The sequence below is a fragment of the Spirosoma sp. genome (genome assembly GCF_048594605.1).
Taxonomy (GTDB): Bacteria; Bacteroidota; Bacteroidia; order Cytophagales; family Spirosomataceae; genus Spirosoma.
Map to the genome: position 1 here is coordinate 1 of NZ_JBMDWV010000324.1, position 23574 is coordinate 23574.

At 44.5% G+C, this 23574-nt stretch carries 26 protein-coding genes; 11 read left to right on the top strand and 15 right to left on the bottom strand.

What is annotated here, in order from left to right; all coding sequences use genetic code 11:
• Positions 1 to 306 precede the first annotated feature (306 nt).
• The 6 genes from ACOJS8_RS19555 to ACOJS8_RS19580 all read left to right on the top strand — a co-directional run bounded on the left by ACOJS8_RS19555 (position 307) and on the right by ACOJS8_RS19580 (position 5139).
• Positions 307 to 534, top strand: a complete 228-nt coding sequence (locus ACOJS8_RS19555; RefSeq protein ID WP_420150233.1) for a hypothetical protein — start codon at positions 307 to 309, stop codon at positions 532 to 534.
• A gap of 485 nt (positions 535 to 1019) precedes the next feature.
• Positions 1020 to 1751: a peptidoglycan-binding domain-containing protein gene (locus ACOJS8_RS19560; protein WP_420150234.1), complete on the top strand. Its 732-nt coding sequence runs from the start codon at positions 1020 to 1022 to the stop codon at positions 1749 to 1751.
• A 207-nt stretch (positions 1752 to 1958) separates the two neighbouring features.
• On the top strand, positions 1959 to 2438 hold the full coding sequence (locus ACOJS8_RS19565) for a hypothetical protein (RefSeq protein WP_420150235.1): 480 nt from the start codon (positions 1959 to 1961) through the stop codon (positions 2436 to 2438).
• A 50-nt stretch (positions 2439 to 2488) separates the two neighbouring features.
• Positions 2489 to 2821 carry a DUF805 domain-containing protein gene (locus ACOJS8_RS19570; protein ID WP_420150236.1) on the top strand — a complete coding sequence of 111 codons (333 nt, stop codon included), beginning with the start codon at positions 2489 to 2491 and terminating at the stop codon, positions 2819 to 2821.
• A 417-nt stretch (positions 2822 to 3238) separates the two neighbouring features.
• Positions 3239 to 4453 (top strand): deoxyguanosinetriphosphate triphosphohydrolase family protein, encoded by a 1215-nt coding sequence (locus ACOJS8_RS19575; protein WP_420150237.1) that lies wholly within the window; start codon positions 3239 to 3241, stop codon positions 4451 to 4453.
• Between the two features lie 128 nt (positions 4454 to 4581).
• Complete coding sequence (locus ACOJS8_RS19580; RefSeq protein ID WP_420150238.1) at positions 4582 to 5139, top strand: hypothetical protein; 558 nt, start codon at positions 4582 to 4584, stop codon at positions 5137 to 5139.
• A gap of 124 nt (positions 5140 to 5263) precedes the next feature.
• Here ACOJS8_RS19580 and ACOJS8_RS19585 read toward each other — a convergent pair whose 3' ends face one another.
• A complete protein-coding gene (locus ACOJS8_RS19585) occupies positions 5264 to 5443 on the bottom strand; it encodes a hypothetical protein (RefSeq protein WP_420150239.1) in 180 nt (59 codons plus the stop codon).
• Positions 5444 to 5505: 62 nt separating this feature from the next.
• On the opposite strand from ACOJS8_RS19585, the gene ACOJS8_RS19590 reads away from it, so the two are divergent.
• Positions 5506 to 6420, top strand: a complete 915-nt coding sequence (locus ACOJS8_RS19590) for a hypothetical protein (protein ID WP_420150240.1) — start codon at positions 5506 to 5508, stop codon at positions 6418 to 6420.
• A gap of 381 nt (positions 6421 to 6801) precedes the next feature.
• Here the strand turns inward: ACOJS8_RS19590 and ACOJS8_RS19595 are convergent, their stop codons facing one another.
• The 3 genes from ACOJS8_RS19595 to ACOJS8_RS19605 form a co-directional block, all read right to left on the bottom strand.
• Positions 6802 to 6963, bottom strand: a complete 162-nt coding sequence (locus ACOJS8_RS19595; protein ID WP_420150241.1) for a hypothetical protein — start codon at positions 6961 to 6963, stop codon at positions 6802 to 6804.
• Positions 6960 to 7427, bottom strand: a complete 468-nt coding sequence (locus ACOJS8_RS19600; RefSeq protein WP_420150242.1) for a hypothetical protein — start codon at positions 7425 to 7427, stop codon at positions 6960 to 6962. The genes ACOJS8_RS19595 and ACOJS8_RS19600 overlap by 4 nt, the downstream gene beginning before the upstream one ends.
• A 518-nt stretch (positions 7428 to 7945) precedes the next feature.
• Positions 7946 to 8860, bottom strand: a complete 915-nt coding sequence (locus tag ACOJS8_RS19605) for a winged helix-turn-helix domain-containing protein (protein WP_420150243.1) — start codon at positions 8858 to 8860, stop codon at positions 7946 to 7948.
• 134 nt (positions 8861 to 8994) lie between these two features.
• On the opposite strand from ACOJS8_RS19605, the gene ACOJS8_RS19610 reads away from it, so the two are divergent.
• The 4 genes from ACOJS8_RS19610 to ACOJS8_RS19625 all read left to right on the top strand — a co-directional run bounded on the left by ACOJS8_RS19610 (position 8995) and on the right by ACOJS8_RS19625 (position 12257).
• Positions 8995 to 9600, top strand: a complete 606-nt coding sequence (locus ACOJS8_RS19610; protein WP_420150244.1) for a hypothetical protein — start codon at positions 8995 to 8997, stop codon at positions 9598 to 9600.
• Positions 9601 to 9787: 187 nt separating this feature from the next.
• Positions 9788 to 10330: a hypothetical protein gene (locus ACOJS8_RS19615; RefSeq protein ID WP_420150245.1), complete on the top strand. Its 543-nt coding sequence runs from the start codon at positions 9788 to 9790 to the stop codon at positions 10328 to 10330.
• A 750-nt stretch (positions 10331 to 11080) separates the two neighbouring features.
• Positions 11081 to 11311, top strand: a complete 231-nt coding sequence (locus ACOJS8_RS19620) for a hypothetical protein (RefSeq protein WP_420150246.1) — start codon at positions 11081 to 11083, stop codon at positions 11309 to 11311.
• Between the two features lie 532 nt (positions 11312 to 11843).
• A complete protein-coding gene (locus ACOJS8_RS19625) occupies positions 11844 to 12257 on the top strand; it encodes a RidA family protein (RefSeq protein ID WP_420150247.1) in 414 nt (137 codons plus the stop codon).
• Positions 12258 to 12316: 59 nt separating this feature from the next.
• Here ACOJS8_RS19625 and ACOJS8_RS19630 read toward each other — a convergent pair whose 3' ends face one another.
• The 11 genes from ACOJS8_RS19630 to ACOJS8_RS19680 form a co-directional block, all read right to left on the bottom strand.
• Positions 12317 to 13561, bottom strand: a complete 1245-nt coding sequence (locus tag ACOJS8_RS19630; RefSeq protein WP_420150248.1) for an acyltransferase family protein — start codon at positions 13559 to 13561, stop codon at positions 12317 to 12319.
• A 141-nt stretch (positions 13562 to 13702) separates the two neighbouring features.
• Positions 13703 to 14941 (bottom strand): helix-turn-helix transcriptional regulator, encoded by a 1239-nt coding sequence (locus ACOJS8_RS19635; RefSeq protein ID WP_420150249.1) that lies wholly within the window; start codon positions 14939 to 14941, stop codon positions 13703 to 13705.
• Between the two features lie 153 nt (positions 14942 to 15094).
• The gene (sppA, locus tag ACOJS8_RS19640) at positions 15095 to 16855 is read right to left on the bottom strand and encodes a signal peptide peptidase SppA (RefSeq protein ID WP_420150250.1); all 1761 of its coding nucleotides are present in this window, start codon (positions 16853 to 16855) and stop codon (positions 15095 to 15097) included.
• Positions 16856 to 17046: 191 nt separating this feature from the next.
• Positions 17047 to 17649: an inorganic pyrophosphatase gene (locus ACOJS8_RS19645; protein WP_420150251.1), complete on the bottom strand. Its 603-nt coding sequence runs from the start codon at positions 17647 to 17649 to the stop codon at positions 17047 to 17049.
• 52 nt (positions 17650 to 17701) lie between these two features.
• Positions 17702 to 18712, bottom strand: coding sequence for a glycosyltransferase family 2 protein (locus ACOJS8_RS19650; protein ID WP_420150252.1), 1011 nt, complete (start codon positions 18710 to 18712; stop codon positions 17702 to 17704).
• Between the two features lie 87 nt (positions 18713 to 18799).
• Positions 18800 to 19513, bottom strand: coding sequence for a tRNA1(Val) (adenine(37)-N6)-methyltransferase (locus ACOJS8_RS19655; protein ID WP_420150253.1), 714 nt, complete (start codon positions 19511 to 19513; stop codon positions 18800 to 18802).
• A 3-nt stretch (positions 19514 to 19516) separates the two neighbouring features.
• Positions 19517 to 20155 carry a viroplasmin family protein gene (locus tag ACOJS8_RS19660; protein ID WP_420150254.1) on the bottom strand — a complete coding sequence of 213 codons (639 nt, stop codon included), beginning with the start codon at positions 20153 to 20155 and terminating at the stop codon, positions 19517 to 19519.
• 123 nt (positions 20156 to 20278) lie between these two features.
• On the bottom strand, positions 20279 to 21259 hold the full coding sequence (locus ACOJS8_RS19665) for an MBL fold metallo-hydrolase (protein WP_420150255.1): 981 nt from the start codon (positions 21257 to 21259) through the stop codon (positions 20279 to 20281).
• 69 nt (positions 21260 to 21328) lie between these two features.
• Positions 21329 to 22591: a peptidase T gene (gene pepT / locus ACOJS8_RS19670; RefSeq protein ID WP_420150256.1), complete on the bottom strand. Its 1263-nt coding sequence runs from the start codon at positions 22589 to 22591 to the stop codon at positions 21329 to 21331.
• 17 nt (positions 22592 to 22608) lie between these two features.
• Complete coding sequence (locus ACOJS8_RS19675; protein WP_420150257.1) at positions 22609 to 23004, bottom strand: VOC family protein; 396 nt, start codon at positions 23002 to 23004, stop codon at positions 22609 to 22611.
• A gap of 18 nt (positions 23005 to 23022) precedes the next feature.
• Positions 23023 to 23487, bottom strand: a complete 465-nt coding sequence (locus ACOJS8_RS19680) for a hypothetical protein (protein ID WP_420150258.1) — start codon at positions 23485 to 23487, stop codon at positions 23023 to 23025.
• Between the last annotated feature and the right edge of the window lie 87 nt (positions 23488 to 23574).

Sequence of the window (23574 nt, forward strand, 5' to 3'; positions counted from 1 at the left end):
GTTTGACATACTTTGGCCTTTTGCGGATTGTGCCCTTTTGTTTAGTACTGTAGGTCCCACTTACCTCTGACAGGAAACACTCGGATAGGCCCATGCGGCAGCCCAACCAAACAGGGGTGTAAAAGCAGGGCGTTACGTTTGTTTTTGCAGTGGTCTGTGGGCCATCAGCCCTCGCGGGCGTTGGGTGGACACAACAAGCAGAAAAGGTGTGTTTGCCAGCTTTCGGTTGACAAGTCGCCCAGCTCGACAGGCGAACTTTTTGGCTTGTTGGGCGGCTTCGGTCGACAAAACGTACGCCTTAGTTAGGTGGCTTTTTTAGGTTGCCTGCGACACGAGAAACGCCCCAAATGGAAGCTCAAAGCGAGTTGGGTACGTAGCGTGCGACAGGATAAGCGTCGGTCGGTGAGCTTGAAAAACGTATCGTCAGGCTTCGCGCTGGTCTTGAAGCGGATTTGTGCGTTTTGTCCGCTTCGCGTGGGTGGGTCTCGTGTGACAGGAAGCGGGCCGCAGAAGTACGCTGTGCAGCCCAACTAAACGGGGGTGTAAAGGTCAGAGGACGTTCGTTCAGGTGGCCTTTCGCCCACCATCAACCTCCGTGGGTGTTGGGTGAACCGCCAGAAGCTGTTAAAAAAGAGCGTGTTTGTGGACTTCGTGCGACAGTGGGTACGTCCCGCGACAGGGCGGTTTAGGCGCTCATATCGGGCGGGTTTGCGACAGAGTAAACGCCCCGTGTGGACAATTTAAAGTTTCCATTTCTGGGCTTCCTGCGACAGCACTAACGCTCAGGGCAGGCGCTAGCGTTCGTGTGATAACATAACCGCCGATGTTAGCTGACTGGACACTGAAAAAATTTTATTCGATACCACTTACCTTTTTACATCTTCGCCGATAGATGTATGTAATCGTTAGTTGAATATTACGGACTTTGGCAACTTATGCGGTTTGCGTTCGATAGGGCAAACGCCCCACTTAGGATAGATTGATTTTTGACAGATTGAACCATTAAAAAATACATAAACATGAAAAAGATATCCTTACTCTTACTTTTATTACTCTCAGTGATTGAACTCATCGCACAAGTTCATGTCAGAGGCTATTATAGAAGTAACGGAACTTATGTGCAACCTCATTACCGTTCTAATCCAGACGGAAATCCTTACAACAACTGGAGTTATCCTGGAAATACAAATCCATACACAGGAAAGGTAGCTACAGGAGACCCTGATACGTATCTTAGAAATTATTATAATAGAAATTCTACGAATAGAAATAACAGTTCAACTTACGAGTCTCCTACATATTCGTCACCATCTGGGTCTTCAACATATTCTTCGCCAAACACAAGTAGTTCATTTTATAACTCCCTCCCTTCTACATCGAGTTTTAATGATTACGACTTTGAAAAAATGAATAAAAAGCTTTTAGAGGATGCAGAAAAATCCAATCGTGAATTGGAAAGAAGTCTCAGGAGCTACAATTATTCTTCGGATTTAAGTTCTTATGACAGATACTATAATCAGTTGATAGCCGTACAGAATGCTATTAGCTACCATGATAGATATAGTTATCAAGACAGAATGACTTTGGAAGAATCCTTAAATGGTTTAGGGTATGAAATAGGCCGAGTCGATGGTATTTTTGATGAGAATACAATTAGAGGGGTCAAAGAATTTCAAAGGCAAAATAGGCTAAAGGCTGATGGCAGACTTGGCTCCGCTTCAGTAAGCAAACTTGGCTTTCGGTTAAAGTGATTATCATACTTATGAGAGTTATCCAAGAAGATGCAACAAGCGAGAATTTTATTTATTCTGTATGTAGTTTTTCACTATCCATGCTTCTCTCAGACAGATTTGTTTAGAGATTATAGGCTTCTGAATGTCGGTTACATTTCGGTGCCAGCGATGATGGAAATTCAGTCTGGCAACTACAAAAAAATGTCTGAATCCTATCAGAATAGCATGGCTAAGAAGTTTGATTATGAGGTTGCTGATAACAGAGTTGTATTTCAGCAGAAGGGATTAAATAATTTTGAACAATCAGGTTTTTCAACTTACGCGAGAGTAATAGTTGAAACTACAATAGGCAATGCTGGAGACTATGAAAAGCTTACCACGTCTTTTACAGCGACTCCCGCTGAATTAAATGCTCTAAGTGCAGAATTCAAAAAAAAAATTCAACAAGGTTTTCAGGGTACAAATTTGAAACTCATAAGTTGGTATGGAATTGCCATCACGAAAGTGAATGGGCGAACTGCTCTAAAAATTTCATATTTACGGCAGCTAGCTGACAGACCTTTCGTAGTTGTTAATACATATCGTTTTCAAAATAACGACCGAATGCACTCTATAATCACTTCATATAGACAAGAAGATGAAGCTACTTGGAAGCCTCTGCTTAATAAAACGGTAAATAGTTTTACAATAACAGACGTCAGATAAACTTTTCGCGGTAGAGCTTAACAGGAATTAACTAACAAATCCTCACTATTATGTTCAAAAACCCTTTTTCATTTGAAGGCCGTATAAGAAGAACTGAATACGGTATAAGTGCAATCATTTATGCTATTCCAGCAACGATTATTAACGCTATTCTACAAGCAGATGAAGGTGCTGCAATCATTGGACTCGCTTACATTCCATTAATTTGGTTTTTCTGGGCGCAAGGTGCTAAAAGATGCCACGACAGAGGCAATAGCGGTTGGTATCAGCTCATTCCATTTTATTTCTTTTGGTTACTGTTTGCAGAAGGTGAACAAAGACCTAATCAATATGGACCTAATCCGAAAGAGAGAAATATTCAGACACAGAGCACAAACATTTAAGCTGGCTTCAGCCATTGTATGCACTATTGCTTCGCGTGGGGCAGCTTCCCGTTGACAGGATGCTCGTCACGGAGGATACTTTGCAGCCCAACCAAATGAGGGTGTAAAGGTTGGAAGTTGTGGTTGTTCAGGGCCGTAGCGTTATCATCCATCATCCCTCATGGTCGTTGGGTGGAGCAACAAGCTGAAAAGCGTGTTTGCGGTCTCTTGTGTGACAGTCAGCGCGTCCCGTGACAGGGCGGTCTCGGCTCATTTGCCGGTTTCAGTCGACATGAGAAACGTAGTGACAAGGTTGCTTTTAGCTCGTTAGGCCGCTTCGGTTGACACTATTAACATCTGCTATCAACACAAGCTTTCTATTCTTATAATTACACTTGTTTAAACGCAAAGCAGTTAATCTCAAATTCGATTACCATTATGGAGTTAAAAGATTATGTAGAATGGAAAGAGCAACAAATGATAAATGTAGCTACCCAAAGGGCATACACTACTAGTCAAACCAGAGATATGTATTTTAGAAATGATGCAGATATTGATTATGCTCGCGTTCTATATTCTTCCGCTTGCAGACGATTACAGGGTAAAATGCAGTTATTTATTCCTCGAGAAAATTCATTTTATAGAAACAGGCTTACACACAGTTTAGAGGTGTCCCAAATTGCAAGAAGCCTTGCAAAAAAGATAGGACTAAAAGACATACTTACCGTACAAACTTGCTCCATGGCGCATGATACAGGAAATCCACCTTTCGGACACGCTGGAGAAAAATTTCTTAGTAGCTGTTCTAGTACATCCTCATACGAAGGAAATGCTCAAACGTTCAGAGTTTTGACTCACCTTGAAGAAAAACACTACGATTACAACGGTTTAAACTTAACAATTAGGACTTTATTGGGCGTTGTTAAGTATTTTCACAATCAACAAGAAAACCCAAAGAAATTCTTGTACGATAAGGATTTTGAAACTGTATCAAATTGGGTTAAAGAACACAATATTAATATGCGAACTATTGATTGTGAAGTAATGGATATTGCAGATGAAATTGCTTACGCAGCACACGATCTTGAAGACTCACTGAAAAATAAATATTTTTCGATTGGAGAATTACTTTATGAGTTTCAAGTTAGTAAATATAAAAATGTATACGAAAAATTTGCCTCTATTGTGAAGCAAGCTAGAGATTTTGCTAATAATTCTACAGCTTACAAATCATCCGAAGAATATTCAATACTATTTCGAAAAGAACTAACTTCAATAATAGTCAATTCTTTAATTATGGATGTCGACCTTGTAGAAGGCCCTTCTGGTTCTGAGTTAGGATATAAAGAACTAAGCAATCTAGCTCGAGGTCTCAAAAGTTTGACATTTACAGCTATAAAAAGAAATCCCGAAATTATTGAATATGAATTAATAGGTAAGCATGTTCTAACGAATCTGTATACTGTCTACATGGACAATACTTTTAATAAAGATCTAGTTTTACTACCAGCAGAGTATAGAGATACAGATGATTGGGAAAGGACGGTAATTGACTATATTGGAGGAATGATGGACAGTTACGCCATTTCACAATATGAAAAATATTTTGGTAAACTTAAGGATACCGGCATCTACAAGCATCCTGTGACATAACATAAATAATATCAGTTTTTCAGACCTTACTCTCTTGGCATGTCTCGGGCAACAGGTTGCAGGCCGCAGCGGGCAGGTTTTTTGCTCGTTGGGCGAGTTCCGGTTGACATGAGACAATTGTAAAGCAAATGAATACAAGCAGTATCTTATTGACAGTACTTACAAGTTCATTTCTGAGTGCAGCTTTGACTTCGTGGATAAACTGGCGTATTCAGCGTAACAACTACAAAAATGAATACTACAAAAAATTGATCGAGAAGAGGATACAAGGTTATGAGGTGATAGTATCTATTTGCGAACAGCTCAGAATTATAGTACAACACGAGGATGGACAGGTTGCCCATCGAATGTTTTCAACTGGGCACGAGTTTTATACCAGTAATTTTTTGGTTATTGCTGCTGCTGTAGGCAATTCTTTTTGGATAGGAGAAAAAACAAGTAGAATATTAACTGAGCTCAACATTTTCTTACTTGAGAATTTTACGAATCAACTAAATCCGAATAAAGACATAGACTTACAGCTAATCCGATTAGGTGTAAAGCACAAAGAAATTATTTCTGAATTTAGATTACAACTGGAAGACTCCTTGAAAAGTGACTTTAAATCACTTCACGAAATAGATAAGTTTATTAATCGAATTGATTCGAGAAAAACATATCTAATTGAAAGCAAACCGATTTCGTAGCCAAATGGGAAGTGAGTCGTTGTTCGCTTCGCGCGGGGTAGCTTTCCGTCGACAGGACGCACGTCCCGCAGGACGGTTTGCAGCCCAACCAAGAAAGGGTGCAAAGGTCGCAAGCATCTCGCGTTCAGGCAACTAACTCGTTCACCATCAGCCCTTTCGGGCGTTGGGTGCGGGTCCATAAATTAGCTTCCATTTCGGCGTTTCGGTCGACAGGCCGCACGTCCCAGAGGTGCGGCCTTTTGCTCGTTCGGCGGGTTTCGGTCGACAAGACAAACGCCCTGGTTAGGCAAGTTGAGGTTTGCATTTCCGAGTTGTGTGCGACAGGGCAACCGCCCCGGTTGGGCAAGTTGAAAGAACTATCACGTTATGGCATTTTTGACAAAATACAATCTCAGTCAACTGAGTCAGAAATTAGAGATTAATGTTGACGTGTCCTTAGAGATGTTTTTACAACATATCTATAATGATCCAGAAATATATTCTATTCTGAACAAGCGTGAAGTAGAATATCTGTTCAAATACAAGATGCTTTTAGAAGATGAAGAAACTTTTGCAATAGAATATTATAATGAAGTTCCTGAAAAAGAAGATACAAAGAGTTATGTTTTCAATAAGGGAGGAAAAATGAAATATCATTTGTCTCCATCCTGCAAACTCATAACAAAGGATTATTTAGATTTCAATATACCTGATGAAATTAAAAGTATCGGAGACGCGGCTGTACAGGAATACAGAGAGTGGTTTAATTCTAATAAATTTGGCGACAGGTTTAGAAGTAAAGAAATTGACAAAAACACGATTATCGCTTTGTTCAATACCAAGTATCCTAAAAAATATGGCATTAATCCGATTGAGGATAATTCTAATCTGCTTGTAATCGAGCAACCAAATTCTACAATTAGAACAGTAGCCCATTCATACGATTCTGAAAAGAACAAAAGGGAATTAAACAAACTCAAATACGATTGGCAGAGAAACTTTCCATGCAGAGTAACCAAAACAATGGCTAAGTTTAAACACCTTTTAACAAAGACTGATGACGAAATAAAAGCTAAAATTTCAGAATTGTTCTCAAGCGTATTCATTGAGAATTATGGAATGGAAAAATTGAAATATAAGTTTCAACTTTCCAAAGAGTTAACGAATGGAATAATTACTCTTATTCTAGACCATATCAAGTGGACATACGATATAAATGATAAAAGATTTGATAATAAAACGTTAGAGAAATTTGGTTTAGAGTGCTGCTTGAGTTGTTTAAAAGAGGCTAAAAACAACTAATTTGTTGCAAAATACGCTCTGCGTGGGCGGCTTGTCGGGCGACAGGCAGCACGCCGGTAGGTCAGGCATTCAGCCCAACCAAACGGGTGTGTAAAGGTTGGAAGTTGGTCGTGTTGAGGCACGTAGCGTCATCCACTATCAACACCCGTTGGCGTTGGGTGGACGTAACAGCAGAAAAACAATAGAGGTTGGGCTTCGTGCGACAGGGCAATTGCCCCGCGACAGAGCGGTTTTGGTTCGTTAGCCCGCTTCGGTTGACAAAAGACGGGCCTAGCTTGGGTCGCTTTTGGGGTTGTGTGCGACATGAGAAGCGTCCCGGTTGGGTAGACTATTATGTCAGTTTGGCAATTGTGTTGCGACAACCGACTCCCTACTAAAACACTATGCTTTGCTGGAACGGGCTGAAATAGCAGGCGACCTTTTGGTTTTCGCTTTGTAGGAGCGAATGAACGCGCTAATCTCACGACGCTCATCAACGGTTGGTTGACGATTGACAACTTCTACGTCTATTTCGTCAATCAACTTTGGGTTTTTCGGTTTCATAAGTACAGTTTTATTAAATGGGCAGCCGCCTGTGAATCAACAAACATTCGGATTGAACTTCCAAGGCGTTGTGCCCCTAATAAGTCCCGATAATGATTGATCAATTTTGTTTTAGACTCAAATACAATAAAACCATCATACCCTCTCGTGAACGACTCCTGACAGGCAATGGCAAATAAATTACCTGCTACCCCCTGATACAAACGCTCTTTGCCCCGGTTAAAGGGAGCCGATTCAATTATGTTAATAAAAATATGGTCACCTAAGTCAGACCAGCTAATCAAGCCTTGAATGACAGCTGGGTTTTCTTGGGTGGTTAGTTTATAACCAACTCGATCGGTCAATTTAATTTCTTTTTTCCAGTCGAAGGACCACAACTTTTTATTTAAACTTGGCAGGTCTTTCTTTGTGATTTCTAAAAAGATCGTTTGAAATTGTTCTTGGCTAATTCGATTGGTAATCAACTTCTTAATGACAGACAGAAAAACGTAGTGACAAGATACAAATAAATAAGGTAACATTGAGCGGTGCAACATATCAACCTTCCGTCGACAGGACGCACGTCCCGAAGGCAGATTGAGAGTCCAACCAGACGAGGGTGTTGAGGTTGAAAGTACGTGTGTTCGGGGACGTAGTGTCATCATCCATCAACCCTGATGGAGATTGGGTGGACAACCAAAAGTAAAGTGTTTTTGCGGGCCTCATGCAACAGTAAGTGCGGCAATCGGCCGCCTAAATTCACATTTTTTGTTTGGTGAACTTTAACTAAGGCAACAGTTTTTGGCATCGACAACAGTACTCACTTTTTGCGGTAAACTTGCTCAATAATAAAAGATAACTAAACGGACAGTGAACGACCACGTACCAGCTTTTGGAAAAAGCAAAATTCCTTTCAGGAGACTTTAGGAAAGATGTTCTGTTAATGATACCACATTACTAGCTCACTACAGAGCTTTACAAATGCCCAGTGAATTTTAATGCATCAGTTCGGAGCGGAAGGATTTTCCCAAGCGCTAACTTCAAGCTTATATCCTTTGCCGCGTATGACAACAATCTTGATGTTCGGATCAATTTCCAGTTTTTTTCTAAGTTTTGAAATGAACATATCCAGACTGCGGCCTACGATAACACCTTCATCCTCCCATATCTCTTTTTGTAGCCGGCTTCGCTCTATAGCCTCGTTAGGAGACAACGCGAAAATGCGTAGTACACGGGTTTCAGTTCTGGTTAAGTCTATGGTCTTTCCATGTATCATGAGCTTACGAGTCTCCGCGTCGAACGACATTGACCCTAAAGTGAATGTACCCGTATGCTGACTGTCAACTAAGGCCCTCCGCGACTTAACAGATCTAAAAAAAATATACCCAACAATTGCTAAAACTGTCAGGCTGCCCAGAAGATATCCATTCTGTGCTGTAATTATTCCTGTCGGTTTGAATTTAATAGTAATAATGTAACACGCTTTGGGTTGCCTTCTTCCTATACAGGCTACAATATCATCTTTTTTATTTTTTGATATAGCATATCCATAGGCTACACTGGCATTGGCACAGTTCAGTACGTTAACAACGTAATCATTTGCGAGCGGGTCTTTGGCTAACAAACGCTGAGTAGTATTCACCAGAGATTCGGGTTGAAAAGTAAACGCATTCTCAAAACTGATCTGGTATTCATTTTTGGCGATCTTTTTTACTGGAAGTACCCGTGATATACTGTCGCCCGACTGGAGGAGTGTTTCATGTCCGATCCGGCGAAGCAAAATTTCCCTTCTGGCAAAGTCAAAGTCATCATTGCCGGTTATGCTGAAAGCCAAGCAGATTATTGAGACAAACAATAGTATTAATAATCCGCCTATGTGCTTACGTTTTACGGGCAGGAAATTTCTTTTATCAAGCATTATGTCAAGATAGTATTTACAAAGTTTACACTATTATTTACAATCCAGGTTCCTCCATCTGCATACCATCAAAGTATTTTTGTTGAACCAACTTTAAAACTATTGTGATTTCACCGAAACCCGTAGGGTAAATCATGATTGCTTCATCAATATTAAAACGCAAAAAAATGAAAAATAAAAAAACTGTATTCTCCTGCCTGATTATTCTGTTAACAGGAGTAATTTATTTTGGCGTACAGGCTCAACAAAAAAATGGCACTCATCACGCTAACTTTTCTGGCGAATGGAAATCCAAAGAGTCGATAAGTATGGGGGGAAATATTGTTTGCACATATGACGAGGGTGATCGTATGCTCTCTAAAACTATGAAAATAGCAGAGCAGGCAGATTTTCTAACCATAGGGGTACCAAATCCGGCTCCTGGCGCATCGCTGGCTACAAGCCAGGAGAAACTGGCCTTCGACGGTAAAGAAAGCCAAATTAATCATGGCCGGGGAAGAGGAAAGAAATTTACCGTAAAGTTGTCAGCTGATAGACAAACTATGACTGTAAACTCAATTGTATACCTGATGCTTGCCACTCCTTCCAACATAAATGCTCAGAAACAAGCATTTGTTTACGTAACAGAGGTTTGGAAGTTGAGCAATGATGGCAAGTCTATTTCTGTTCAGGCTAATGCAAAATCAACCTTATTCAGTAGCGAGCGTTCCTGGAAGACCGTATTCGATAAAGCCGGTTAGTATTCAAAGAATTTTTTAGACACGCCCGAACTTAACCGAGCTTTTTTAAACATGCTTGTTTGCAGGTATTTGCCTGAACACCGTTAACGTATTTCTGCTGTATCAACTTTTATAGGATACAAAAAAATGCCTTAAACCAATCTGATTTATCAGAAAATAGATCTCTGTTAATTAAACCTATAAAACCATGAAAAAAGTGATTTATGTGCCGATCTTACTGCTGGTGGTGGTAAGCGGGCTCGTATTTGCCAATCGCGAAATCAAAAATGAAACGTCTAAAAAATCAACCTCAAAGCCACTCTCTGCTGCTGAAAGGAAAGCCGTAATGAAAAGATGGGAAGCTACGCCTGATGGTATAAAGTACAAAAAATGGGAAGCGTCTGCCGAAGGCAAAAAAGTGTTTGCCGGTGAAGCTAAAATAAGGAAGAATATACGTGATTTTACCAATATGGAGGCCGTTGTAACCTCTCTTTCTCTTCCGCCAGGCTCACGATTAGGTTTTGGAGTGATGGTCCGGATTGATGGCGACGATTATATTCTAAGTTTTGGCGCGAAAAAGCCTAATGAATTTCAGCAATTGCATAGCCTGAAAGTTAACGACACAATAATTATAAGAAGCCATTTCGTATCGCACGCGCCCAAGTATTCATATCCAATAGTATCGGGCGACTATGTAGAACGAGATCGTAAACTAATTTATAAACGTATTCCTCACAAAGGAGGCTGCTAAAAAAGCTATTTCTGACTCTCTTTAAATTCGGTAAAGAGAGTCAGAAATAGCTTTTTTAGCCGACACTTTTAAGATGGAAGTTTGCTTCAGGCGATACATTTTTCGTCATTGACAAGCAGGTAACATTTTTACTCGATGAACTTTTTTATTTTAGATTTTAAAGGCTAAAAAACAGTAAACAGATTAACAATAAGTTCGTGCTGACAAAAGAGAAACATCAGTAAACAATCTTGTATTTATAAAATTGTGTCAGGTCGTTAAGTATTCGGATTTCAATCTCTATTTTGCTTTTATGGGCAATCGAGACTGTGGGTTTATAGGCCACAACTTTATATACAGTTGAATGCTGGTTGTAGGTGTAAACCGTTTTGGGAAGAGTGTTGGTGGTTCACTCTGCATGGGCGGCTTGCCGGGCGACATGCAGTAAGCCTAAAGGCCGTACTCCGCAGTCCAACCAAGAAAGGATGTAAAAGCTGGCGGGTAAGTGTGTTTAGGTGAGTAATTCGCATAGCCATCAGCCCTTGTGTCGTTAGGCGGCTCGCCCAGGTGATACTTACAGTTGACAACCAGTAGCTATTTTTGCTTTCGACGGGTTCCGAGCGATAGCCACAGTTTAATTAACTAGCCAGTTTGCTTAGGCTGTTCTTGCTCCAGTCGATAAGTGGAACGTGAGAGCCGGGATCGTCCCAAAAGTTTCAAAATCTTATTAGCGTAATTATTAATATGTTTTCAAGTAAAAACTACTCTGCAATGACACTTGACGAATTAGTGTCGGAAGAGAAAAAATTGAAATCTCAAAAAACTATAATTGCTGTGTGCATCGGTCTTGTAGTTGGCATCGCTATTTGGGCTGCTACACATAATGGGGGATTTTTATTTACTGCTATTTTGCTAATTTTTCCGTTTCTAATAGGATCAAGATATTCAAAAAACCTGAAGGATATCCAGGCAGAAATAAGCCGTAGGGACACTGTCAGTTAGATTCGCAGTGCTTCTGCCGGACAGGCAGCCTCCGAAGTGCTACGTTGAAGCAGTATAAATTATCACCAAGATGGAAACAAAAGCCTTTAGTGTTGTTACGTTCATATCGCTGATATTAACCCTTACGGTAGCCGTACTCAGCCTTGTTGGCATCGCAATCACTGGTCTTTATCCAGGAATTGTTGTGTTATAGGTTATGGCGATGATTCCAATTGCGTCTAAGTTCTACGCAGGAAAAACTAGCAGCAGATCAGGTAGTTCCCAGCGAAATTACTACTCAATACTCACCATTGTTAATCTGGTATCAATCCTCGTGGTAGTATGGATGACATTTGTAATCGTGCATGACCGTGTTCTTAAGGACTGTTGCTAAACAATCCGTTTGAGTTTAATGCCGGTGATTTGCGTTATGACTCGTAGTATGCCATCAATACCTGCGGTCGACAACGAGCCCGTTTCGCAGCTGAAAATAAGTCTGGATTTAAAGCTAAAATACTTCTGGCTAGTTATGTTCTAAACAACATTCCAAACTATGAACTCAAACATAGAATTTCTGAATCCAGACCAATTGTTAAAAAACCCGGCTTTCTCTCAGGTAGCCATCACCACGGGAAATGGCCGCACCATTTATATTGGCGGACAAAATGCCATAACAAACGACCTGGAAATAATCGGGAAGGGAAACATAACGTTACAAACCGAGTATGCTTTGAAAAATATTGAAACGGCTTTACAAGCCTGCGGTGCAACGTTAGACGATTTGTTTAAATTGACAATTTACATAGTTCAGGGCCAGGACCTACGAAAGGGTTTTGAAGGCGCCCAGAGTTTCCTGAGAAAATTAAGCAACCCACCGGTTATCTCTAGTATTATTGTCACCGGCCTGGCAAATCCCGACTATCTGGTGGAAATTGAAGCCGTCGCGTTCAGACGAGACGATACGTAGCCAGGTTGCGTTCCCAGTTTTCGATGACCATCTGGGGCAATCATTACGTATCAGCCTATTCACGCTTTCAGGCCAAACAGTGCGCGTGTCAGCTTAAAAGGACGGATTAGTAACGTGTACACAAACACACAAATGGTTAATGTCGATAAACTAATAAGCAGGAAACCATCGTAGACACCCAGGTTTGTTTGAGTCAGTACGTAGTAGCCTATCAGGATAATGACCGTCTGGTGCAAGATGTAGAATGGATATACCGCTTCGTTCAGATGAGGCAGAAACCGATGATTTCGGTTCAGGTAGCGGTACCCGTAAGCAATGGTTGTCAACACCGAAAACCATGTCAGTCCGAGTCCATTGAAACTGAAAAGTGTTATTAACAGTCGGGAGTTATCGAACGTTTCGGCACTGACAAACCGCCGGAAACTGTATAAGATAACCGTACAGACCAGAGTTGCTACCAGAAAATAACGACGCTGATCGGTAATCGTTTGCCAGAAATCGCGTCGGCTGATCAGTACGTATCCCAGCCAGAACAGGATCAGATTTTTCATAAAATAAGCCCAGTCATTCACTAGTGCGTGGGTTTCGTTCGGAAAGAAACCTCCCAGTGCTACGTCGTTGAGCAGTAACAAACCAACCAGCCATAACGCACCACCTGGACGGGCAATTAACCGGCTAATCCGATCCATAAAGCGTTGGCCTGATTTGCCTTCCAGCCAGCGAAACACGGGAATACTTATCAGCGAATACAGAAATAAATAGGTTATAAACCATAGATGATGCCAGCTAAACGCGCCACCGGTACCGCCATCCTGATAGGGTTGAAAGTTAAAGACTTCCGGGTAAAACTCTCCGTAACTTCCCGAAAAGCGACCTCTGAATAACCACTCTGCATAAATCTGGGGAGGCACAATAACGAACATCCCAAATACCAGGGGTATAAACAAACGCCGAACCCGCTCGCCCGCATACGAACCGTACGACCGTCTCCGTAAGGCGAAGAACGTCCCCGCCCCCGAGATGAAAAACAACAGCGGCATACGCCAGCGGTGCAGCCAGCGCATGACTTCTTCCATTGGTTGACTGTGTTCAGCACTTTTAATGTGGAACCCCCACGATACGTAAATCATGCCGGTATGGTAAAACACCAATATCAAAATGGCGATGATACGTAGCCAATCGAGATCGTAACGTCGTTGAGCAGATGTAATTGGTTGGGTATTCTGGGCATTCGTATCAGAACTTCGGGGAGTCCGGGTAGAAGGTACAGGATTGGATACCGCAGGTCGCACTAGTGACTTCATGAGCAGGTGCTTTTGATTTGCCCCCAAAACTGCCCCTTGTGCAGCGCTAAAGCCCTATTTGCCTATAAATACGAAGTTCTCCCCGACCGGGAAGAAGGCGCAACCTTTATTCTCCTGGCTCTGCATGTCGAGCCTCCCGCTTTAGGCTCCCTGCCGGAAAGCCGTACCGCCCAGGCCTGTAGCCCGATACTGCGCGGGTGTCTGATTGGTAAGTCGCTTAAAGGCGGTGTGAAAAGCCGATGGAGAATTATAACCGACTCGCTCGGCAATTTCATCAATTTTTATGTGCGCCATTGCCGGATCGTTCAGCAACAGTTTGGCTTCGGCAATTCGATACGTAGCGAGCCAATCAAAAAAGGTTTGCCCCAGCCGATCATTTAACAGCTGCGAAAGATGATGCGGAGACGTATTCAATCGTTCGGCCAGTTTCGGTAAGGAAAGGTCACTCTCCAGATACGGTTTATCCGTACGGATCAGGTTCGTCAATTTCGATAGTACTGCATTTTCAAGCTCTTCCGACAACGACGACTTTTCATATTTTTTCCTGGGCTCGGTAGGCGGTTCATCCACTCTAGCTGGTAATGGCTGCGCAAGCGGAGGGGCTTCATTGAAAAATGTAGAGCCTCGCATGACCAGATAACTGGTCGCATAAATAAGTACGGTTACGTAACAAGCCAGAATGTAATCGCCCAGATCTTCGTAATAATTCGGCTTTACAATGCTAATCAAAATCGGAAACGTTACGTTCAAAATCGCCAGGTTACGTAGCTGTCCGAGTTGAACCGATAACTTTCCCCCAAACCTGTCACCAGATTTTCGATACGCCTGCCATACTACCAGTGCGCTCCAGATGCCATAAATCAGACAACTTAATAAGGTTATTTCAGAGACGTAGTCGCGAAGGTTCGTAAAGTCATCCGGAATATAATTGTGTGAAGTCACATACTTTAGCTCTGGATGATAGGCATGGATATAGGAGTTGTATTTGTATTCAACAGGCTGATAAAACCAGGTAATCGAGTTAACGGCCCATATGCCGAAAGGGATCAGATGCCAGCCCCAGCTCTGAGGAAGCCTGTGGTGAACCCGGGCGTATACGAAAAAGAAAAACAAAGGCCCAATCGTAAAATTGAGCGGTTCCGTAAAATCAATCAGCCATAACACCCGAAACATGTAATTGGTGTAGCATAGAAATATTTCGGTTATGATGGCTGAAACGGCCAGCATAAAAAAGCCCAGACAGCGGTTCGCTACGTTGTGTCCTTGTTCGCCCGACAGATTTGGCCGGGTAAGAAAAAAAACGCCGAGGAACAATCCCTGTGCTATGCCCAGCAGAATGATTAACGCAAATAAATCAAGATGTACGGGGAGCGTTTGCATGTAAACGGCCTTACGTTACGTAGCGAAAGATAAAAAAAAGACCCATACGGTTTAAGAATCGCACGGGTCTAACTACTGGCAAACCTAACTTAATTGTGCAGGCAGGATATAGGTTATGTGATAACTTGGGCACTACGTCCTGTAGCCTATTTCTTACCTTATTTCGATTTCGAAGGGCATTCGCATCTGGATGCCTTCCATGTTTTTAAGTTTTTTCAGATACTTCACATATGGAGCCAATTCGCCGAGCTGGGCTTGAATTTTGCTTTCCTCGTCTTTCGAAAATGAACTCATTACCTGTTCGAAGAAAGGCTTTTTCCGAGGCTGGTATTTCAGTCTATAGTCACCTTCTTTAAGTTTAGCCGATTGGGCCGCCAGTTTGATGGCATCGTCTAAGCCGCCAAGCTGATCGACCAGGCCGAGCGCCTTTCCCTGGCTCCCCGTCCAGACCCGTCCACCGGCAATGGCCCGGATATTATCGACTGGGAGTTTACGTCCGGCAGCCGCTTTGCTGGTGAAGGTAGCGTAGATACGTTCCGTAGAACGCTGCATGGCCTGTTTCTGAAAGGGTGTCATTTCATGCGTGCTGGCCGGGAAATCAGCATTTTCATTGGTTTTCACACGGTCGAACGTAACACCGAGCTTATCTTTCAGGAAGGATTCCGTATTGAATAATAACGCAAAAACCCCTATGGAACCTGTGATTGTATTCGGCTCTGCCACAATCTTATTGCATCCCATCAGCATGTAATAGCCACCCGAGGCAGCATAGTCGGACATCGATCCGATTACAGGTTTTGCTTTTTTGGCAAGCTCAACTTCACGATACATTACGTCCGAAGCAAGGGCGCTTCCTCCTCCCGAATTAACACGTAACACTATAGCTTTCACTTTGTCGTCTAAGCGGGCCTTGCGCAACTCGTCGACGATCGTTTCGGAGCCAATACTGTTATCCCCATTCTTGCCCGAATGAATATCACCCGACGCTACAATCACAGCAATCCGATTTGAGCCGGTACCCTCGTCCGTCTTTTCCGAGCTCTCATATTTACTGAGCGTTACGTAGTTGATTTTCTTTTTTTCCTCAACACCCAACTGTTTCCGAATGATACCCTCCAGCTCATCCTGGTAACCAACGTCGGTTATCATTTTAGTACGTAAGGCATCCTCAGGTGTCTGGATCGTCAGCTTATCAGCGTAACGCTTGAGCGAGTCGACACGCAGATTCCGACTCTGCGCCACCCGTACCAGCATATGATCGTTAATCGAGTTCAGAAAAGACGTCACCTGAAGTTTATTGGGTTCGCTCATATTTTCGCGAATGAAGGGCTCAATAGCGCTTTTGAATTCCCCTACCCGGAATATTTCGGGCTTAACGCCCAGTTTGTCTAGTGTTCCTTTAAAGAACGACAATTCAGCATTTAAACCATTCCATTCTAGTTCACCGGCTGGATTCAGGTAGATTTTATCGGCTATCGACGCCAGGTAATACCCTTTCTCGCTCATCGACTCACCGTACGCGTAAACGAATTTCTTTGATTGCTTGAAATCGATCAGGGCATTACGTACCTCTTCAAGAGAAGCCCAGCCGGCTTCGGGGTTTTCAGTCTGGAGATAGATTCCTTTGATGTTATCGTCCTTTTTCGCTTCCTTAAGCGCCTGTTTCAGTTCGATCAGTCCGATGGCGTCACCCGATGTGGTAACCGGCCCAAAATCACCAAATGGATTTTCGCTGTTACGTTCCTCGATTGGTTCGTCCAGATTAAGTTTTAATACAGAATTATCGCTGATAACGGGCTTACTATCCGACGAGGAAAACGCAGCACCCACACCCAATAACATCAGAAAGCCAACAAATGAGAAAAGAATCAGGCCGACAATGGTGGCCAGCACGAACTTAAGAAACTGTCGCATGTAATCAGATTGAGTAAAAGACCTTTCGTTGATAGGCCATATACAAATATAACCCGGAAAGCTGCTTCCGGGTTACAAAAGTGTTAAGTGCGTGAAAATAGCGGACGAGTGGTAAGATGGCAAGGGTATGGGGTTATGGGCATAGAATTAACCAAATCGAACCTTCCCTCTGCTCCTCACCCTCTGCTAACCTACATCAGCTTATAATCATTGATGGATGCCTGAATAACTTCCCAGGCTTCGTGCTGGCCGTAAATGCTGGCCAATTCCATAACAGCGGGCTCTTCGGGCAGGGTCTTGTATGTCAGGAAGTAGTGACGTAAACGCTTCACAACCGCTTCAGGAAGCTGGCCTAGCTCAGTAAACTGACCGTACATGGCATCGCCTTTTAGTACGGCAATGATTTTATCGTCGGCCTCACCTTTGTCGATCAATCGGAAACCGCCAATCGGAATAGCCTGTAAGATGATATCTCCGTGGGTAATTTCGCGTTCGGTCAACACGCAGATATCCAGTGGGTCACCATCCCCTTTTTCAATCGTTTTCCCCGATTTCTCGGTAGCTAGCCGGGCAATCTGCTCACCACAGTACGTTTGCGGAACAAAGCCATAGAGCGCAGGCAATACGTTCGAATATTGCTGAGGCCGGTCGATTTTCAGGTATCCCGTTGTTTTATCGATTTCGTACTTCATTGTATCGGTTGGTACAATTTCGATAAACGCGGTCACTTGTTCAGGAGCTGAATTTCCGATGGGAATACCATGCCAGGGATGGGCTTTAAAATTACTCTTCATTCTTTTTTTTCGTAACTGGTTGTATTTATTAATTAACTAATTAGTTGCAAACCTAGGCAACAGGTTGCTGTATTGGAAGACTTTTCTCTAAAAATCCCACTTTTTCGGCCACGAGCTGCTCACCGGAGCGGTTTAAATTTTGTCGCACGAGCATTTCCCCGAGAAAACCCGCCAGAAACAGCTGAACTCCGAGAATAATGGCGACTAAACCAAAGAAAAACAGCGGATTATCGGTTACGTTTCGGTATTTAACCCCGCGCGAAATATTGATGAGTTTTTCGACAATAAGCCACATGGCCAGCACAGAGCCCACAAAAAACGACAACGTACCGAACGTACCGAAAAAATGCATCGGCCGCTTACTGAACCGATGAACAAAACCAATGACCAGTACGTCCAGGAAGCCGTTCACAAAGCGTTCCAGACCAAATTTAGTCGTACCATATTTGCGGGCGCGGTGCTGCACCACTTTCTCACCGATACGTCGGAAACCATTCCAGTTGGCCACAATCGGCAGATTTCGGTGCATATCGCCGTAGAGCGAAGGGGCAATCACTTTCACAACTTTCTGTTTGTACGCCTTCAGGCCGCAGTTGAAATCGTGGAGTTGCACACCCGATATCCAGCGCGAAACGGCATTAAAGAGTTTCGTTGGCAGGGTTTTGGTGACGGGATCGTAACGTTTCTGTTTCCAGCCCGATACCAGATCGTAGTTATCCTGCGTAATCATCCGATACAGTTCGGGTATCTCGTCAGGACTATCCTGTAAATCAGCGTCCATTGTAATGACCACCTGACCACGCGTGGCCTGAAAACCTGTCTGCAGCGCCATTGTCTTGCCGTAATTCCGGTTAAACCGAATGCCGCGTACGTTTGAGTTTATAGCCGCTAACCGTTCGATAACGCTCCACGATTCGTCTGTGCTGCCATCGTCGACAAACAGAATTTCATACGTGAATCCATGCTCCGTCACAACCCGCACAATCCAGTCGTGCAGTTCGGGCAACGATTCATCTTCGTTATAGAGCGGAATCAGGATACTTAATTGCAGTAATTCGGCCATGTACTGATTGATGATATGCTATTTAGTACGTCTGTGTAACGTTTTCGGCACATCATTAATTCTAAAGCTGTAAAGGTCGGAAGAGAATTAGAATATCAGATAAAAATCACGTAGCAATGCCCGAAATTCTGCTGTGTATGTTCGACCGTCGCGCTCATAAATCGTCAGGCATTGCTCGGTAAGGCTCAGGTTTTTAAACGAGAAACTCATAATGATCCGAAAAAAAGGTTTCTCAGCATGATGACGTAGTGAAAGTCGATGCACTGGCCGCAGACCAGATACACGCGCCAGTTCGGTTAATTTCCCGGCTTCATAAGGTGGTAACAATACCCACCATTGTCCCTCTGGCTCCATCAATCGGACAACGGCGTTGATCAAATCGCCAAATGGAAGTTCGTCGGTATGCAGGGCGCGGTTGACGGCAGCATCGGGCGAACGCAGATGGTTCGTGTAAAAAGGTGGGTTCGTCAGGATTCGGTCATACGTAACGTCGCTTCTAAAATCCTGAATTCGCGTATTTATTACGTTGATTTGGTTCGCAAATGGACTAGCCGCTACGTTCTCGGCGGTCTGTAAAAATGCCGACGTATCAATCTCCACTGCATCAATGACCGCCTGTTCGTTACGTTGCGCGGCCATGAGTGCCAGCAGACCCGTTCCAGTGCCAATATCCAGAATTCGTTGCATTCCAGTGTCGTTCTCCGATGCTACGTCCGCATAGGCACCTAATACACAGGCATCTGTGCAAACTTTCATGGCGGTGCGGTCCTGCTGAATGGTAAATTGTTTGAAGCGAAACATGACTTATTTACGCCCGAAATCGGCGGGATTTTCGCCCCAGACGGTGGTTTCCCATTTCAGGACAGGATTGGCATATTTGTGCGTCTGGAGCCAGGTTTCGGCCCGATCAAGGAGATCGAACAGTTCGGCGTTGCGGTCGGTTTCTTCGAGCTTCGTGTTGGCTTTTTTCTTCTTGACCCAACCAATGGCCGTGCGCGAATCCGAATACACAGGAATATTGCTTCCCTTCTGGTGGAGAAATGCGAGCGCATGAACAATCGCCAGAAATTCGCCGATATTGTTGGTACCATCGGCATAAGGACCTTTCAGGAAAAGCCGCTGTTTGGTGCCCAGATAAATCCCCTGGTATTCCATATCGCCCGTTGCCGTATTCCAGGCTGCATCCACGACGAGACTGTCAAGAACGGGCGAGCCGACCAGCTCAGTTAGTTTACCCTGCTTACCAGCCAGTTTCGGCGCCTGCCCAATATGCAGATGTGGTTTTTCTTTGAAGGCTTTCAGCGCAGCCGCTTTTGTATCGAAAGATTTGAATAAAGGTTTGGCAAAGCCGTCGGTCTGCACTTTGGCTTCCTCCCAACTGTCGTAAACACCGGGCTTTCGGCCTTGCCAGACAACGTAAAATTTTGGCTTTTTCTGAGACATGCAGCAATCAATTTCTGCAAAAGTACGGCAGAATGCACTTGAGCGTATACCTACGGGATATCTCTGTAACGCAAAAGCTCCGCTGATTTGGCGGAGCTTTTGCGTTATTATGTTTTTCAGAAGTTACTCATCATCCCGAAAACCTGACCAAAGAAGGTAGGACACCAGCCCGAGAATGACTCCCAAACCAAGCGTACGCGCTACGTGGAAAGAAATCGGCGCTGGCATATCGACAACTCCGTTCTCATCTGTCACAGCAGGCTGTTTAACGTAGCGGCCGGTTGACGAAGGAATGGAACGAGCCTCAAAATCATGAGCTAACTTGTTCAACCCCAGCTCCAGATCAAGACCTCGTACGGATACGCCGTGCCCCGTTCCGGCGGCCAATGGATTCAGGTTATTCAATTTCAACACCGACTGTTTAGCAGCCTGCCAATCACAGGTAAAGTAAGCCGGTGGTCCATGAAACTCTTCTTTCTGCGTGGCTACCGCCGTAATTGCGTTCTGGTTGGTCGTTACAAACGCATCGCCTGCAATCAGGGTACGGTCTTTATCGCGGAATAACGATATGTGGCCGGGCGCATGGCCGGGCGTATGAATCGCGCGCCAGTCAGGTAATTCAGGAATTTTACCATCGTCGGCCAGTGCCTGAATGCGATCGCCAAAATCGCTGGGTCCAATCGGGAAAATCCACGACATATACGCCATGCCGCCCCCGCCAATCGCTGGGTCGGGTGGCGGATAGCTCGACTTTCCCTGTAGATACGGCAGTTCAAGCTTATGCGCGTAAACTGGTACGTCCCACTCCTCCAGCAAGGATTTGAGCGAGCCGGTATGGTCGGCGTGTCCGTGTGTCAGCACAATAGCCTGCGGTTTGGCTCCTTTACCGAACAATTCGTCCGCTTTCTTTTTAATGGTGTTTGCGTAGCCGGTCAGCCCCGCATCAACCAGTACCCACGGGTTACCTTCACCGGGTTCGCCAATAAAAAAAACATTGACAAAAAGTGTTTTCAATCCGGCAACATCGTGTGTTACATCGTAGGGTGATTTGAGCGTATTGCCACTAATATCGGCTGGTTCGTCCAGTTCAATTTCGCTTTCCATGCAAGTCGAGTTTATGTCTACAGCTCAAACTCCCACAGCGATTGTTTGTTCGGCGAATTGTGCTAATGGCTAACTACGCTCTTCCCAGACCCGTGCTACGTTCACAATCACTTCAACGGCCTTCTGCATGTCCTGCACCGAAACCCACTCCAGCCGCGAGTGGAACGCATGTTCGCCCGCAAAAATATTCGGGCACGGCAAGCCCATGAACGACAATCGTGACCCATCCGTACCGCCCCGAATGCTACGTCGTTCGGCCGCTAAACCGGCCCGTCGAATCGCTTCGAGCGCATTATCCACTACGTCTGGATACTGGTCCAGTACGTCTTTCATGTTTCGGTACTGCTCCTTCACCTCAAACTGCGCTGACGAACCGGGATAGTTTTTCAGGACATCATTCAGTACGTTATGCAGATACGTTTCCTTTTCCTGAAGACCAACTTCGGTAAAATCCCGGATGATAAATTCGAGCACAGCCTGATCCTGATTGCCCTCCATGCGCGTTGGATGTACGAAGCCTTCCTTTTCTTCCGTTGTTTCGGGGGAGAGGGCATCTTTGGGTAAAACAGCGAGTAGATCGGCGGCAATTTTCAGCGCATTTTCGAGCTTTCCTTTGGCAAAACCAGGATGCGTACTGACGCCCTGAATGGTTATTCTGACCGCATCCGCCGAGAAGGTTTCATCTTCTAGTGTGCCCAGTGCTTCGCCGTCAATCGTATAGCCAAAATCAGCCCCTAATTTCGGAATATCTACTTTTTCGGTGCCGCGCCCCACTTCTTCATCGGGGGTAAACAGCAGCCGAATTGTTCCGTGTTTGACTTCCGGGTGGGTCAACAAGTAGTGCGCGGCATCCATAATTTCGGCCACACCGGCTTTGTTATCCGCTCCGAGCAACGTAGTGCCGCTCGCTGTAATAATATCGTTACCAATCTGTTGTTTCAGGTCGGGATGATCGGTGATACGTATCACCTGGGAAGGATCATCGGGCAACGTAATATCGGCGCCATTCCAGTTCGGATGAATGATCGGCTTTACGCCTTCTCCCGTTACGTCGGGCGACGTATCGACGTGCGAGCAGAAACAAATTACCGGCGGCCGGCGCTCCGGTACGTTGGCCTTGTCGGTATTCGCCGGGATGGTCGCATAAACGTAGCCCCAGTCATCAAGTTCAGCATCCGTAACACCCATCTCGCGCAATTCCTGAACCAGGACGCGGCTTAGGTTTTTCTGTTTCTCCGTGCTCGGATTCGTCGTCGATTGCGGGTCCGATTGCGTATCGATCTGAACGTAACGCAGGAAGCGCTCAACGGCTGTAAATTGGTAATTTTGCATAACGTTACCCTGATAGCTCATTTTTGTATGGGCTCGATCATATCCCACAGATTGCCATACAAATCCTCAAAAACGGCAACGGTTCCGTATGGTTCAACCGTTGGCCGTCTGACGATGGTAATGTTCTGATCGAGCAAATTCTGGTAGTCCCGCTCAAAATCGTCGGTATGCAGGAATAAAAACACACGGCCACCGGTTTGATTGCCGACCCGGCTTTTCTGTTCACCTGTTGCGGCTTTCGCTAATAGCAACCGGCACCCATCCGATCCGGGTGGCGCAACGACAACCCAGCGTTTTGCTTCGCTCAAGGGCGTATCTTCGATCAGGTCGAAGTGAAGCTTCTGCGTATAAAACTCAATCGCTTCATCATAATCTCTGACGACCAGCGCTATTTGGGCAAGTTGCTGTTTCAAGACCGTAGAAGTAAGGGATTACGCTAAGATAGATGCCAGATCAGCGGGCGAATAGTTGACGCTCTTGAGCGTCTTATGATCAGCATCGCGATAAACCAGAAATTTACCGTCTGATTCAATAAAATGACAGGGGAATCCTTTGGCCTGATACTCGGCTACGGTGGCTTCGGCTTCCGCAACGGTCAAACAGGCTTTGCTCATATTGGAGCGCTGCACTTCGTCGAACAACGTTTTGAATTTATTGCCTAAGCCAAACTCGAGCACAGCGCCCGACAATACGTATTGTAAATCGCAGAGCGCGTCGGCAACGGCGACAATATCGCCCTCGGCAATAGCTTCGCGCAGCTCGTCCAGTTCTTCGGCAAGCAGTGCAACCCGCAATTGACAGCGCGCGTCAGACGGAATCTGAGGAGTTTCTAAAACAGGAGCATGAAAGGTACGGTGGAACTCCGCGACCTGGTTAAGCGAATCAGGTTGTTGCATAATAAGTGATAAGTGATGAATGATAAGTGATGAGTGAGTTGACACAAAAACACTCATCGTTCATCACTTATCACTCATCGTTAAATT